This window comes from Bacteroides sp. D20 (assembly GCF_003436255.1).
Taxonomy (GTDB): Bacteria; Bacteroidota; Bacteroidia; order Bacteroidales; family Bacteroidaceae; genus Bacteroides; species Bacteroides uniformis.
The window spans coordinates 358,799-374,838 of the sequence record NZ_QSOO01000003.1 but is presented as its reverse complement, the minus strand read 5'-3'; the positions used below and the strand labels follow the sequence as shown (position 1 = coordinate 374,838).

Here is a 16,040-nt window from a genome sequence, read left to right as displayed (position 1 = left end):
GGGGAAGGCATCGTTCGGCACCGAGGAACGACGAGAACGGTACCGGGAAGATTTCTCTCCCTGGCACCGTCGTCTATCATTCTGATTATAATTTTACGGTTTGTGCTTTTCCGTCATACTTCACCGTTGTGCCTTTCGCCTTCAAATCGAACGGTTGCGGCTGGTCTTTGCTTACCTTCACCACATTGAAAGTACGTTCCTTCAGCATACCGGGGAAGTCACCCGTACGGTCGCCGATAACCAGTGTACCCTCAGCATCGTTATAGGCAAACGGTATAGTGGCATATTGTCCCTTCTCGTAGTTATAGTTCACACCTTCATCCTCATAGAGCGTAAACGCGCCGTCCTTACCCGTATAAACATAGAGAGTGATTTCCGAAGCCGGTTTTTCATCACTGTATTGCATATCCGGACCATAAGGTACAATGGCACCTTCGCAAACGTAGAGCGGAATACGTTCATAAGGAGCATCCACTGTCAACTTCTGACCACCGTTCACATACTTACCGGAGTAGAAATCATACCAACCGCAGCTTACCGGGAAATAAACCTCGCGGCTGCGTGCACCGTATTCGTAAACCGGAGCCACCATCAGGGCAGAACCGAACATAAACTGGTCACCTATATTGTTGACATTTGCATCAGCTGTGAAGTCCATTACGAGCGGACGCATGATGGTATAATCATTGAAGTAAGTCATACCAGCCAAAGAATAGATATACGGCATCATGTTGTAACGCAACTTCGTATAGTAAACGATGGAGTTGTAGCACGGATGTCCTGCCGGAGCAATGTTCCAAACCTCACGGTACGGATACTGGCCGTGTGCACGGAACAACGGGCAGAAAGCGCCGAACTGATACCAACGGGCATTCAACTCTCTCCATTCCTTATAATCGGCATTTTCACGTCCGGTCTTGTTGAATTCCATCTGACCAGCCACATAACGGTTCTCTACACAGAATCCACCGATGTCCATAGTCCAATAAGGGATACCGCTGACAGCAAAGTTCAAGCCGGCAGAGATTTGCGCTTTCATATCTTCCCAACGGGTAGCGATGTCACCACTCCAGGTGGCGGTAGAATAGCGCTGCAATCCTGCAAAGCCGGAACGTGTCAACAAGAAGACGCGCTTGTCCGGTTCCACGCCGCGCTGTCCGTCATAGATAGCTTCTGCATTCATCAGTGCGTATGCATTGAAGAACTTGGCAGAGGGGCCGAGTGCTGTCGGACCGCAAAGGTCCTTGCGGTATTGCAAATCCGTACAGTCGCGTATGTTCGGTTCGCTGGCATCCATCCACCAAGCGTCAACACCCAGAGGATAGTAGTGGTCTTGCATCTGCTTCCAGAAGAGCTTGCGTGCATCGGCATCGTATGCGTCATAGAAAGAGCCCAGATAGCCAGGACCGACCCAGTCTTTGATGCTGTCTTTGATAGCCTGCTGATACATCCAACCTTTTTCGTCAAATTCCTTGAAGTGTTCGGTCGTAGCATAGAACTTGGGCCATACGGAAATCATCAGACGTCCGTTCATGGCGTGGATGGAGTCGACCATTCCTTTCGGGTCGGGGAAACGTTCAGGGTCGAACTCATGGCTTCCCCATGCATTCTGCTTCCAGTGCAGCCAGTCGATTACGATATTGTCGATAGGAATCTGACGTTCACGGAATTCCTTCAAGGTGGAGAGAACCTCCTCACGCGTATTGTACTTCTCACGGCTCTGCCAGTAACCCATCGCCCATTTCGGCATAATCTGGGATTTACCTGTCAATGTACGGTAGCCGCTAATCACATCGTCCATATCATCACCATAAACGAAGTAGTAGTCTATTTCATTCTGCATTTCACCCCACCAAGAGAGTTTGTTCTGTTCTTCATCAGCCACCGGACTCAATACCCGCAGACCGCAGTAAGAAACACCGGCATCAGGCTTCCACTCTATCTTCAACGGAACGCGCTTGCCCGCTTCCAGATTAACAGCAAACTTATAACTGTTAGGATTCCAAGCCGTACGCCAACGTTCGGGAACCACCAATTCATTATCAATATATACTTTCATGTAGCCTGCATAGTAAAGGATGAAGCGGAACAAGCCGCTTTCTGCCGGTTCTATTTCTCCCTCATAAACTACGTCGGACCCTCCGAACGGGAACTCCGCAGGCAAATTAACCACCTTACTCAGATGTGCGGCACGGTCCAGATGTTCAAAATAAAGAGAATCCTCACGACGTACAAGGGTTTCCACGTCTTTCTTGCCCGGAATATATGTACCGGTCAAAGCACCTTCCTTGCCCTCTTTATCATAAAGTTTGAAGACATCACCCAGTTGTGAGTAGTCACGCGGGTCACCGAAACGGCAGAGCGAATAGCTGTCCCAAAGCACACCGTAGTTTTTATTAGACACGATGAAGGGTACAGACACCTTTGTATTGTACTGGAACAGTTCCTCATTCTTACCTTTATAGTTGAACTCATCCGCCTGGTGCTGGCCCAAGCCATAGAAAGCCTCATCATTGCCTGCCGACTGGAATACCTGACGTACTGTATATCCTTTCGTACCTTCCACTTCCACCGGAGTAAAGGTCCGCCCGTCAGAGTCTTCAGCCAGAATCTGCTTGCCGTCGGCATCCGTGAAGCGTACCTCACCCGTTGTCTTGGACACAATGGCACATAATTCCGATGTCTTGACAGTCACTTCATCGCCCTGCTCTTCGACCTTAAAGTCGGTCTTATTCTGTTGAGGGATCACAATGAGACTCTGCTCCTTTGAAAATTCCTTCTCAGGAGTAGCCGATACATGAATGAGCTTCTCGCCCATTACTTCTAATCTTACTTTACGCACATCCGTCGGTTGCTGCTGCTTGACTTCCACAACAACACCGTTCTCGGTCTTTTGGAATCCGCCTCCGGAACATGCGGCGAGCATCCATCCGGCAAGCAAATAAACTGAAGTGTTTTTCAATTTCATATTACTGTTTTTAAAGTGAATTTTCTCCAATGCAAAAATAGAAAGTTTACTTCAAAAACGAGTCCTCCCGATGTTGAAACAAAAGGGCGCTTTTGATTACCCTAAAAGACAATATGTTTCCGTAAGGGGTATCTTTTGTTATCTACCCTCTCTTTCCTGATAAACAGAGGGCAAAACACCGAATTCATCCTTGAAATATTTGCTGAAATACTTGGGGTTGTTAAAGCCCAACTGATACGCTATCTCCGATACATTTTGCTGACTCTCGCGCAGCATCTGCGCCGCTCTTTTCAGACGGATGACACGGATAAATTCAATAGGTGTCTTACCGGTTATCTGCAAGAGTTTCTTGTAAAGATGTACCCGGCTCATACCCAACCCCCGACTCAACTCTTCTACGGACAAGTCACACCGACCGATGTTCGCCTCCACATATTTGATGGCATTTTCCACCAGCTTTTCATCCAACGAAGTAATGGCTATTTCACTTGGTTCGGGGTCAATGAGCGACTTTGCCTTGCGCTTCTTGCTCAGGTCAATCAACTTGCGCATACGCAGAATAAGGATTTCCACATTGAAAGGTTTCGTCACATAATCATCCGCACCGATGGTCAACCCCTCCACTTTATCTTCCACAGCCTGCCGTGCAGTGAGCAATATCATCGGAATGTCACTCGTGCGTTTATCGGTCTTCACCCAGCGGCACAATTCATTCCCATCCATCTCGGGCATCATTACGTCGCTGACAATAATATCCGGCATCAGTTCCGATATTTTCTGCCAAGCTTCCCGACCATTGGAAGCTGACTGTATACGGAAATACAAGCTCAGACTATCTTTCATGAAGGCAACCAAATCTTCATTATCATCCACAATCAGGGCCAACGGCTTTTCTTTTTCATCTTCATTATCCTCCATATCGTCCAGCAAATCAACCGAAAGCGCTTCCTCTTCCATACCCGGCAAAAGTTCCTCATGCTCTTCCACCTCTTCTGTAAGCGGTGCAGGCTTGGGAGGACTTACACGTACATGTTTAACCGGGAGCTCAACCAGAAACACACTACCGGAACCCACATTGTCGACAACGCGCACCGTACCCTCATGCAGCGTCACAAAGTCGCGTACCAGGCTCAAGCCAATACCGCTACCCGTTGACTGGTGCTCCGGTTCTTCCTGCTCCACCTGATAGAAACGTTCAAAAATCCGCTCCTTGTCTTCATCCCTGATACCGACACCGGTATCCGATACCTTTATCAGCAATCTTCCGGACATCTCTTTCGACATTTCCAATGCCACATCCACACGTCCCCCGTCCGGAGTAAATTTGAAAGCATTGGACAGAAGATTCATCACAACTTTACCAATTTTATCCTCGTCGAATGACATATTCAGCGATTCCATGGCCGAAAAGAATGTCAGATGCACATGTTTCTTTTCAGAAAGCATCAGGAAAGAAGCACAGATGCTACGCACATACGCCACAATATCCCCCTCGGACAAAGTGAGATGCAATCCTGCCATCTCATTCTTACGGAAATCGAGCAACTGGTTGACCAGATTCAACAAACGCTGCGCATTGCGGTACATCAGTTGTAGCTTGCCATGCAGTTTTTCGTCCGTAATCTCCTTCATCATACTTTCCATCGGCGATATAATCAGCGTAAGCGGCGTACGCAACTCATGGCTGACATTCGTAAAAAAGCGGAATTTCATCTGGCTCAACTCCTCCCTCTTCTTCGCATCTTCCTCTATCTGGCGGATTCTGAACTTATTACGTTCCCTCCGTTGTACGGCATAAAGTGAAAAGGAAACAACTCCTACTATCAGAAGAGCATAAACGATATATGCCCACGGAGTCATCCAGAAAGGCGGAAGAATGACAATCTTGAGCGAAGCCTCTTCAGTACCCGCATATCCGTCACTGTTTGTAGCCTTCACTTTTAAAATGTAAGTCCCCGGAGCCAGATTGGTATAGGTAACGCGATGCATATCGGACATACTCGTCAGCCAGTTCTCATTAAACCCTTCCAATTTATAGAAATACTGTGTCTTTTCGGGCAGCACGAAATTGTCCGACGCGAACAGCACCGTGAACACATTCTGCTTATAAGCCAAGACAACTTCTTCTGTTTCATTCAAAGCTTCCTTCAAGATGACACGTCCTGCATACTCCTTGCCCACCTTCACGTCTTCATTGAACAACTGGAAACCGGTAAACATAACCTTGGGCAACGTACGGTTATACTTTATGTTGCCCGGCTGGAAGCGATTCAGCCCATACAGTCCTCCCACTACAATCTCGCCCGTATGCAGTCGTTTGAGGGAACGCTGGTTGAAGTCACAACTCTGCAACCCGTCCTTGTCATTATAGGTATAGCAACGGAACACGGGCTGCTCCGTCTTGCTGTCAACGGACAACACCACGTTTATCAGTTCTCCTCCGGTGCTGATCCATATACTTTTGTTTTCATCTTCCGTAATACCTAATATCAATAGTTTGGAGAAACCGGGTTTGATAGGCACTTCGTACAATTCATCCCGTTTGCTGTCATATACATTCAAGCCTTCACGCGTGGCTATCCATAACAAACCGCGACTATCTTCGTAAACTTGATTGATATTTTGGTTGGAAAGTCTGGTCTTACCCGATTTTGTACCTGCAAAATTTGTAATCTCGCCGGTCCTCAGGTCCATGAAAGCCATCCCTGCCGAAGTACCGATAATCAGATTATTGTCACAGCTGATGCAGAGGGATGAGATATAGTCCGACACAAGGTTTGAATTACCTGTAGAATAGGTGGTAAATATCCCCGTCTGAGGATTCAGGCATTGCAATCCTCCCCCCAACGTACCGATCCAGATATTTTTGTCCGCATCTTCTGCCAATGCCCATACATTGTCATAGACCAGCGAGTTACTGTCTCCCTTACGGGACCGGTAATGGATAAAGCGGTTTCCATCATAGCAATTCAGTCCGCCCCAGAAAGTACCAGCCCACACTCTGCCGCTACTGTCCCGAAGAAGGCAGACTATGACATCACTCGAGATAGAGCGGGGATCTGCCGTATGCGAAAAAAACATACGTTCATCCGTCACGCTATTCCAGCGAATCAACCCGCGGTCGTTGGTCCCCACCCATACGATATCACCGCCTCCGTCCTCCACACAATTGATGTCGCCTACATCGGCAATGCCGAATTTGAAGACACTTTCATTATAGAAAGAGACACCCTTCTTGTAGGTTCCCACCCACATCGTACCGGCCTCATCTTCATAAAGAGCCGTTATTGTATTGTTGGACAGAGTACGCCCGTTATTAGGATCGTTCGCCAGACGGATTTTCCGTCCCGCCGGTTCTATCAATTCAATGCCATCCTGATCCCTGCCTACCCATATACATCCGTATTTATCCTGTGCCACTGCACGTACGGTATTGTAGGTGTCCGTTCGGGGAGAACGCTGTTCCCAAACCTTCCGAGAAAGGCTATAAATCCACATCCCCTCCACACTGAATATCCACGCCCGCCCACTATGGTCGACAAACAAATCAAAGGTAGCATTCTTTACTTCCCTGCAATCTTCGGCAATGTCCGGATTGGTCCACTTGATATTTTGCTTTTCCTCATCTATACAAACCAAGATACCGTTACTCAAAACCAACAGGATTCCTTCGCCGCATTCTTTCATGTCGGACACTTCGGCTTTCGCAAGCAGTTCATCCGCCTCCTTTACTGCCACGGCATTTTTCTGTCCTTCTCTATAGCTGTAAACACCTTTACCATTAATATAGATCCAGAAAGTCTTTTCCTTATCAATATAGATAAGCGAAGGATTTCCGGTCAGACCGACGTTCCACATCCAAGCTTCCACATTACGGTCAAAAACATCGGAAGCCGAGTTGTAAATGGCATACCCACTTCCCGTACGTATCCACAAATTACCGGACGCATCTTCTTGTATATCCTCGACATAACTATCGGGAAGAGATTTCTCGTCATCTTTCTGGCTGCGATAAATCTTTATATTGTAACCATCATAGCGGTTCAGCCCCGAAGCTGTACCAAACCACATGAATCCGTTTGAATCTTTATAAATAGCATTAACCTGATTATTGGAAAGTCCGTCTTTCACTTCCAAATGTTTAAACATGTAGTCATGTGAAGCAGCAGAGAAACATACCATCCAAACCCACAAGAGCAGTAGTTGCAGTCTTTTCATACTATCAGAGCTAAGGGAAGTTATTTTTGTTGCAAATGAAGTGAAAAACGAACAGAAAAGCAAGGAAAGACAAGGATTTTTAAAGAAGGAGAAGCATATCCCTCGCGGACATACTTCTCCGTAACCAATCAAAAAAACTATATCAACAATCCTTGTAACCTATAAAACCTATTTGTATGATACTTTTAAAAACTGTCTTTTATTCTATCCACCACTCAATCAATAAGGGTATTGACCGGCTGCGGCTCCCTTCATGATGCCCTCAATGGCATAAGCCTCCTTCGCCGTACCCGTACCACGGTTCATGTCACCGCCGGTTTCCCAATAGAAGGGGACACAACCGTGGTTTTTCGCCTCTCGGGTGACTACCTCATTCCAATAGGCGCGGCTCTTGTTATGCATCTCCTGGTCAATATCAGGATAGGCAAGTTCAGAAGTCCCCTCTATCTTGTCTTCTTTTGTCCGCTTCATGGCGCTATACTCGCCTACAATCACAGGAATTCCCTTATCTGCATAGGCCGTTTTCATCTTCTGGAATTGCTGCTTCACATAATCTTCTTCGTAACCGGTGGCATTATGAATGGAACCGGATACATGATTATCCTTACCCCAATAAAGGAATACATTGCTCCAGGTTTCGTCATGGTTCATCATGGTGAACTGATAGGGATCATAGAAGTGAACTTCCACCATCAGACGGTCGGGTACCTCATCCTTGGGCATCGTGTAATCATTCACCGTCTTGTCAATATTGGTATAAGGGCCTTGCACAATCAGACAACGGCTCGCATTATTTCCTCCGGTGGCACGCACGGCATCAATGAAGGTCTGTTCATATTTCAAGATAACATCTATTGCCGATGTTCCAACGTTCCCCTGGTCTTGCTGTCCGGGTTCGTTACATCCGGCAAAGAGCAGGTGCTCGTCATAAGCATTCAGTTTATTGGCAATCTGTGTCCAGATAGCTTTCTGCTTGGCATCCACTTCGCTGCTGTAACCATGAGTGATACTCTCTTCGAGCCAACCGCCATCCCAATGGATATTGACAATGGCATACATATCATTGGCTACACAGTAACCCACCACTTCGCTCACCCGGTCGAGCCATACAGCATCTATCTCATAGGTCGATGGATTCACAATGTAATAATCCCACGCACAAGGGATGCGTACCGCATTAAATCCCAATGCCTTCAGCCCTTTGACATATGCCTCGCTTACTTTAGGATTTCCCCATAACGTTTCGCCCGCTATCTTGCTCTTGTTATCACAAGCTTCCAGCGTGTTGCCGATATTGATACCTGCATACATCTTGGCGGCAAGTGTCCTGGCATCGCTTTCCATATTCCCGGTTTCGCCCGCACCCTGCTTTACGGTCACAGTCTCCGTCAGGCTACCCAAAGTAAAAGAAATATGGCCTTCGCGCGCTCCCAAAGGATTGGGAGAGACGGTAAACTTGAAAATCTTGTCTTCCATGGCACGGGTATTGACTGCCTTTATCCAAGAAACATCGGAAACGGCTTGTACGTCACCATTGGTTTCCACCACTACAGAAACATCTCCTCCCGCAGCTGGCAGGTCGAAAGAGGTAGAGTTGGATATGATTAATCCGTCCGCAGCCGTTTGTTTCACTGTGAAGCTCCCTACTTCGCTGCCTCCGGCTTTCACCGTTACCTTGGCTTCACGGTCACTCGTGTCCGTATTGGCTTCTGCCATAACGGTATACTTCAAAATACTACTCGAAGCAGAACTTTCGGCAGTAACCTTACACCACTCCGGTGCACTGCTGGTAACTTCCAATGCAACGTTCGACTTGATGTTCAGCGTACTTGTTCCTCCGGTCTTGGAGAAAGTCATTCCATCCGTCAGAATGTTCGCGGGAATCGTTATTTCTGGAGTCACAGTATCATCATTGCCGGAACATGCGGCAACGAAAGAAGAGAAAAGCAGTGCCGACAGCACCAGGCAAATTTGGAATTTTTCAATGATATTCTTCATCATGTCTTTACGTATTAAAAATAATGGTTAAATCAGTGAGAGCAAAAGTAGCGGAAAAGGCGGAAAACACACCGATGCCATGTTATCTGCAACGGTATCATTTGTTTCCGAATAGGGTTCAAAAGTTATCATTGAATGACATCAGACACATCCGGCTTGCTTGAACCGAAAGAATACTTTATTTTTGTGTATAAACACTTCCTTCAACTACCCTGATTCATATATCTGATAAACTATTTAAAATACAATGTATTTATGAGAAAGATGATGTTACTTTTAGGACTGGCGCTCAGCCTGTCCTGCTTTTCACAAAACCGGCAAGGTTATCAAAATCCCGTTATTCCCGGTTTCCATCCCGACCCGAGTATCTGCCGCGCAGGAGATGACTTTTATCTGGTCAACAGTAGTTTCCAATATTTCCCGGGCGTACCGTTGTTCCACAGCAAAGACCTCATCAACTGGGAACAAATCGGACACTGCCTGACGCGCCCCTCACAACTGCCGCTTCACGACGCCGGCCCATGGGGAGGAATCTATGCACCTACCATCCGCTACAACAGCGGTACATTCTACATGATTACCACCAACGTGTCCGACAAAGGCAACTTCCTTGTACACACTACCGACCCGCGTGGCGAATGGTCAGAACCCGTATGGCTCAAGCAAGGCGGTATAGACCCGTCCCTCTATTTTGAAGACGGCAAGTGTTACCTCGTCAGCAATCCGGGCGTAGGTATCTATCTGTGCGAAATCAACCCCAAAACCGGCGAACAACTCAACGAGTCCAAACGCATCTGGAACGGCACGGGCGGACGGCACCCTGAAGGGCCGCACATTTACAAGAAAGACGGCTGGTATTACCTGCTGATTTCCGAAGGCGGCACGGAATACGGGCACAAAGTGACAATAGCCCGTAGCCGCGATATAGACGGCCCGTACGAAGAGAACCCCGCCAATCCCATCCTGACCCACATCAACAAGAATGCACAGAACAGCCCGATACAAGGAACCGGCCATGCCGACCTGATACAAGCTCCTGACGGTTCGTGGTGGATGGTGTGTCTCGCTTTCCGTCCGCAAAGCGGCAGCCATCACCTGCTGGGACGCGAAACGTACCTTGCTCCCGTGCGCTGGGACAAGAATGCCTGGCCGGTAGTAAACGGAGATGGTACAATAGCCCTGCAAATGGATGTACCAACCCTACCGCAACATCCTCTTGCCCCCAAGCCTGCACGCACCGATTTCAAAAACGGCAAATTAGGTCCCGAATGGGTTCATATCAGAAACTATCATCCGGAAAACTATACTTTTGCTTCCGGTAACCTCCGTCTGAAAGCAACCCCCGTAAACCTGAACAACGGGAAAGGCAGTCCTACTTTTGCCGGCCGCCGGCAAGAACATATCGACTTCACAGCCACCACTTCCATGCAACTGAAAAAAGCCGCCAGTGGCGACGAAGCCGGCCTGACGGTCTACATGTTCGAATCGTCCCATTACGATTTATTAGTCAAGCAATTGGCAGACGGGAAACAAGCTGTAGTATTGCGCTACCAATTGAATGAATTGACCCATACGGAAAAGGAAGTTATTCTGCCCCAGGGGAAAGTACAACTCCGTGTAAAAGGCAGCAACGAAATCTATTCGTTCGAGTATGCCACAAACGGAAAGGACTTCAAAGAACTGGGCCGAATGAATACGCGCTATATCAGTACAGAAACTGCCGGTGGCTTTACGGGAATCATGCTGGGATTGTATGCCGTCTCCGGTTCTCAAACCTCAAAAGCATATGCAGACTTTGAATACTTTGATTACGAAGGAAAATAGCAGCCAATCTTAGAGAAAGCCCCTGCTTTTCTCCGCTTCCGCCCTTTTGTCTGTCCGGTTCAGTACAAAGATTCATGAACGGCCCACTTAGGTGAACAAGTTTGTTCACCTAAGTGGGCTGATTTGTTCACTACTATGAACAAGGCGGACCACTTTAGTGGAGATACCATAAAATCACTATGTTTATCGCAATAAGTACCCATCCCGTCCGAACAAAGTACAAGGCAAAGAGCTATCAAAGCGCCGCCTTACGGACCACCTCCTTTATTTTATTCTCTCTATGGTTCTTCAATCTATATCAGAACGATGCACACCGGTGAGGGCAAAACAAAAAATCCGGGATGGCCTGCATCCCGGATTTCCTATCTAACCAGTATATTTCCGTCTATCCCTCTTACCATTCAGGAACAGAGAAAAGAGTGTGGAACGTGAACTTCACTTCCATAGAACTGCTGAAACCAAGTTCCTTGATAACATCACCATCAGGAGTACCGAAAGCGCACCCTTTATCCTTTGTTGCCCCATAGCAATTCCAAAGTTCCAGACGATACTTCGGGGATTCATTGGCATCGAGCACTTTGGATGCATCAAATGTCACTTCCTTGCCATCCAGATAGAGGTTGTCAAGTGTGGCATGTAAACCGGGGAAATACTTGTAAATGTCAGCCACTTCAACGAAGGTCATGATGGAACCTGCCGCATAGTCGGCAGATTCGTACTTAATGTCGAACTGAGAAGCCACAAGGCTGTACTGGAAGTTCTCGTATTTCACCTCGAACGTAGCTCCTGCGTTATATCCCCATGCACTTCCCCAATCCGGATTGACAGTAACCAGATTGGGCGTATAAATACCTGCACCGGTACCGTCGGTAATGACGGTGCAGACAATCTCAAGCTTCTCCTTGAAATGGATGGCAGGCTCGGTACCTTGATTTTCTACATTGCTGAACGGACTGAAGGGTACTTTATTGTCAGCTGAACCGGCTCCATAAGCATTGAACAACTGAACACGGTACTTGCCGTTTCCTTCAATGTCGCCATAGTAGAAGCGATTGGCATCAAACCGGATGGAAGTACCATCCAGCTTGATTTCGTCAATGCGTACAAACGAATTGGGATAACGCTTCACCATATCGACAAAGTCAAGCGTAAACACCATAGCATCGGTACAAGTTCCCTCGAAAACAAACGTGTGCTGTCCAGCCAAGTCTTCGGGTGAAATGGCTGCAAGCGGTGCATCCCAACTTCCTCCCCATGATGAATCGGCGATATTGAGCAATACCGAAATCTGCGCATCGGCATCGGCCTTGGCCTGGCTGTAATAGTTCAACGAATAGCCATAGTCGCCATCAGGCAGGGCAATCTGCAAGCCGTCGGCAGTCAATGACAGAATGTTCAGCTTACCGCTTTTCGTGCCAATCCAAGTATTGGCGCAAAGCACGTTTATGTCAATGTCAATCACCTTGTTCGCCTCGTCAATCGTAAACTTACCTGTCTCATCGGTCACGGTGCCGTCTTCGGCAATGCGATGAATGTTCACCGTACCGTCTTCCTTGAGTTCCATATAACCGTAGTCCTTTCCGTAAGTATAACCTATCCAACCATTACCGGTACCCATCTCCCAATGAATCTGCTGTTCAATGTTGGGTTGTCCGTTGGAAACCGTACTCCAGTTGTCCGTAACCCCCCACTGCGTGAAAGGCCCTTCAAACACGTGCTGCTTACCGTCCTGGCCATTGTCAAGATACCACTTCTGATAGAGCAGAGCCTTGTTGAACGGTACGTTCTTGGCTGTGGAAACAGCGCGTACAGCCATACCTTGATAAACTGCGGCAGTGATACGGTGATTGACAGAAGCTGCAAACTGGTAACCTACCGCAAATTCTGTATTGGAAGAGTTGACAGTACCGGTGAGGTAATATCCTTCAGTACCCAGCGCTGTCACATCGTTTGCCACACGCGTACCGGCTGCAGGCAGGAAGATGGAATTACCATTAGGACCGGTGAACTTGAAACCTGTCACTCCATTCTGCTCAGTCCACTCTTTCTGGCACAACGTGAAGAGTTCCTCGAAATCATCGGCAGTAGGCAGTGTGGCACGCCCTTGAAATGCACGGAAAGCCAAGTCGGAAGCCGTTTTATAAGTATCGGCCGAAGCATAGTCGGCAGGGTCGATGCTATTGTTGCATCCGGTCAGGTCACCGAATCCGAAAAGGCCACCCAGTCCAGTCTCGCTCTTGGCACCCACATTGAAGCGAGCCCACTTCACGGAGAGTCCCAGGTCGACAAGGTCATTGTCGAGGTCGAAGTCATAGGCAGGAGTAGTGAAACTCTTCACCTCACCATACACAATGCCGCTACCCAGATTGAGGTAAGCCGCATAATAGTATTGCGTTTCGGGCACCAACCCTGCATGGACGAATGAATAGCTGTCCTTAAGTTCCTCACTCTTCACTATAAGGCCTGCACGAACCGCTTCTACATCGGATGAAGTAGAGATAACAACACCACAAGTAGCATCGGCCGTAGCATCGGTCAATGTCCCACCCAATACAGCCGAGGCGAAGTCGACAGATGCGGCATCGGCAGTAGCCACCTTGGCATCGGTGGTGAGCAAGCTTTTCACCTCACCTTTGTAATACACCTTACCCTGCAAGCATACATAAGCCTGATAATAGAGCGTAGAGTTATTGTTCAACCCGTTCAACTGAGCACTGAAGGCGCTGCCGTCATAAGCAGCCTGCACGTCCTCGGGCAGGTTGTCTTGCGCAAAACCATAGAAGAAGCCGGTCTTATAGCTTCCGGCATCCATGCCATCCAACCCGGAGAGCGTGGCATGGAGTGTAGCGGTAGTGGCGGTCACATCGGACGACCCCGTCACCACCGACGATTCGTTCAGAATCGGGGTGGTGTGGATAGTATAGTCGTCATCTTCACTGCACGAAGCCAGCGAAAGACCCAGTACAAGTGAAAGTATTCCTAAATATATCTTTGTCTTCATATATACTAAATTCATTTAAGTGGTTATTCAATGGTCATCGAAATTATCTCAACCTTCACATCCGGCTGTCCGTCTTCGGTGGCAGCCACAGTAGCAAGTCCCTTATTCTGGATACCGATACAGATACAACTGCTTCCTTCGTAAGTCACAGTGGCACCGGTGGTATTGGTCACGGACACAGTCTGTACAGCTCCTTCGGCAGTATCAAAGGCCACGGCATGAGCCAGGTTGTAGCAGTCATCTTCCCAAGCATTTCCGATGTTATTGTCCATAATCACGGTCTTAGGAGTCGCGCCCTCGTTCCAAGTGATTCCACTCAGCACTTTGTACTGTATCTTCAGCGTCTGGTTCTTTTTCAACTTCACCTTCGTGATGTCGATCGGCCATCCCGCGTCACCACCGCCCCAAGGATTGTAGAACTGCAAGCGCAAACGATCGGGATTTCCGTCACCGAAAAGAATTTGTACCTTGCTGTTGTCTACCTTGATTTCAGTAGGCCCGGTAGGTCCGGTAGCGATAGGTTTGTAGTTGAGGTTGGCACAAAGATAAGAATCCACGGCTCCCTTGTCATTGGTCGTTGCAGGCACACCCATCTGGAAAGAGCTGGTGACATCGCAAGCCATTACGGTAAACTCGCTTCCCTTCACTTCCACCGTGCGCTTATCACCGGTAGCGGTGAGGACGGTTATCTCAACCGGATTGCCGTCGGCATCCATAAATTTCAATTTGCCGTCTTCAATGGCAAGCTTACCGGCATTGGTACCGTCATCCCATTTGTAGCCATCGGCCGTGCTGCTCAATACCAGCTCATAGTCGGCAATGGAAGCATCGGCCACAGGTGCCCATGAAGAACCGTACTGTCCCTTCACTACGCTTTCCCAAGCAGCAGAGCCACCATTCCACCATGTCCAGTCATAAGGTTCTTCATCATTGATGAGGAAGCGTGCCTCATTGCCCACATAGGTGACACCGTTGATTTCAGTAGTGAACAGTTTGGTTGCCAAATCTTCAATGGCAGGCTGTTGTACTTCGGCAGGCTGAAGCAAACCCGGATCTTCAGTCGGTATGATACTGGGGTCATTATAAGCCTCTTCGGAAATGAAGTTCCACACCAGCCACCACGGACCTTCGCTATTGGTACGCATCGTAGCTACCTGCAGCAGATAAGGAGTACATTCTATAATCTTGATGTCGTTGGTATAGTTGGAACAGACATCATCAAAACCCTCGTTATGCAATGAATAGGTACCGCCATAGAAAGATATGACAGGGCGTTTCGGGTCAGACACATTCAAGTTGAAAGTTCCGGTGGCATCCGTCGTGCCCGAAGCAGCCACCCGATGAAGTTCCACCGTACAGCCTTTCACAGCATCCAGGCCGAAAGTGATGTACGACTGGAAATAGGGGTCGTCTGCCGGAATGAGCCACGATTGGATACCCGGATCCCAGTTGGGAGCCCAATTGGCGCTACCAATCATAAGGTCGGTAATATTGCTTCCATCATTTTTCACATCAGTGTGGCTCATGTACATCACCGGTCCCGAACAACGGCCAATACCAAAGTTCTTGTCAATGGGAACCCACTTACGGCTCTTGCCCACTCCACCAGCAAGGTTAGCCCAGATAGGGTCTTCGAGCATGGCAAAGTTATTGGTCTCTACCTTGAAGGTATATGGTTCGCCATATACCGGACCTGCCGGTGTGGAAGCGCCGAAAGTCACGCTATATTCTCCGGCAAAAGGAAGTGCCAAGTCAAGAGTGGTCCTTTGAGAAGGACCGCTTGGAGTGACCCACAAGGGAGTGGCTCCCTTGATGAGCGAAGTCAGATGAATCGTATTAGGATCATTGGCATCAGGGGTCACCGTATAGGCGATACCTTCCACCAAATCATCGGAAACATAGGTTTTTGCCCCCATCTCGTACTCTTCGGGCGAGCAAGCGGAAAATATCAAAGCCGCTCCTGCCAATATGGAAAAGAATGATTTAAGTCTCATATCTTATTGTTTTTATTTTTTATTTACTCTATTAATG

Annotated in this window: 6 protein-coding genes; 1 reads left to right on the top strand and 5 read right to left on the bottom strand. The window is 48.0% G+C overall.

Features of this window, described 5'->3' with window-relative positions; translation table 11 throughout:
• Window positions 1–85: 85 nt before the first annotated feature.
• From DXD78_RS04885 to DXD78_RS04875, 3 genes are all read right to left on the bottom strand, one after another.
• On the bottom strand, window positions 86–2,968 hold the full coding sequence (locus tag DXD78_RS04885; RefSeq protein WP_008661966.1) for a TIM-barrel domain-containing protein: 2,883 nt from the start codon (window positions 2,966–2,968) through the stop codon (window positions 86–88).
• Between the two features lie 138 nt (window positions 2,969–3,106).
• The gene (locus DXD78_RS04880) at window positions 3,107–7,186 is read right to left on the bottom strand and encodes a hybrid sensor histidine kinase/response regulator transcription factor (protein WP_187370431.1); all 4,080 of its coding nucleotides are present in this window, start codon (window positions 7,184–7,186) and stop codon (window positions 3,107–3,109) included.
• Window positions 7,187–7,405: 219 nt separating this feature from the next.
• Window positions 7,406–9,187: a cellulase family glycosylhydrolase gene (locus DXD78_RS04875; protein WP_034529139.1), complete on the bottom strand. Its 1,782-nt coding sequence runs from the start codon at window positions 9,185–9,187 to the stop codon at window positions 7,406–7,408.
• 252 nt (window positions 9,188–9,439) lie between these two features.
• On the opposite strand from DXD78_RS04875, the gene DXD78_RS04870 reads away from it, so the two are divergent.
• On the top strand, window positions 9,440–11,008 hold the full coding sequence (locus DXD78_RS04870; protein WP_005833639.1) for a glycoside hydrolase family 43 protein: 1,569 nt from the start codon (window positions 9,440–9,442) through the stop codon (window positions 11,006–11,008).
• A 394-nt stretch (window positions 11,009–11,402) separates the two neighbouring features.
• Here DXD78_RS04870 and DXD78_RS04865 read toward each other — a convergent pair whose 3' ends face one another.
• Window positions 11,403–14,024, bottom strand: coding sequence for a hypothetical protein (locus DXD78_RS04865; RefSeq protein ID WP_009037354.1), 2,622 nt, complete (start codon window positions 14,022–14,024; stop codon window positions 11,403–11,405).
• Between the two features lie 8 nt (window positions 14,025–14,032).
• On the bottom strand, window positions 14,033–16,003 hold the full coding sequence (locus DXD78_RS04860; protein WP_034529142.1) for a hypothetical protein: 1,971 nt from the start codon (window positions 16,001–16,003) through the stop codon (window positions 14,033–14,035).
• Window positions 16,004–16,040 lie beyond the last annotated feature (37 nt).

What these genes read in the sequence shown, in the direction of transcription:
- DXD78_RS04885 (WP_008661966.1), bottom strand. Translation starts at nt 2,968, where the DNA reads ATGAAATTGAAAAACACTTCAGTTTATTTGCTTGCCGGATGGATGCTC.
- DXD78_RS04880 (WP_187370431.1), bottom strand. Translation starts at nt 7,186, where the DNA reads ATGAAAAGACTGCAACTACTGCTCTTGTGGGTTTGGATGGTATGTTTC.
- DXD78_RS04875 (WP_034529139.1), bottom strand. Translation starts at nt 9,187, where the DNA reads ATGATGAAGAATATCATTGAAAAATTCCAAATTTGCCTGGTGCTGTCG.
- DXD78_RS04870 (WP_005833639.1), top strand. Translation starts at nt 9,440, where the DNA reads ATGAGAAAGATGATGTTACTTTTAGGACTGGCGCTCAGCCTGTCCTGC.
- DXD78_RS04865 (WP_009037354.1), bottom strand. Translation starts at nt 14,024, where the DNA reads ATGAATTTAGTATATATGAAGACAAAGATATATTTAGGAATACTTTCA.
- DXD78_RS04860 (WP_034529142.1), bottom strand. Translation starts at nt 16,003, where the DNA reads ATGAGACTTAAATCATTCTTTTCCATATTGGCAGGAGCGGCTTTGATA.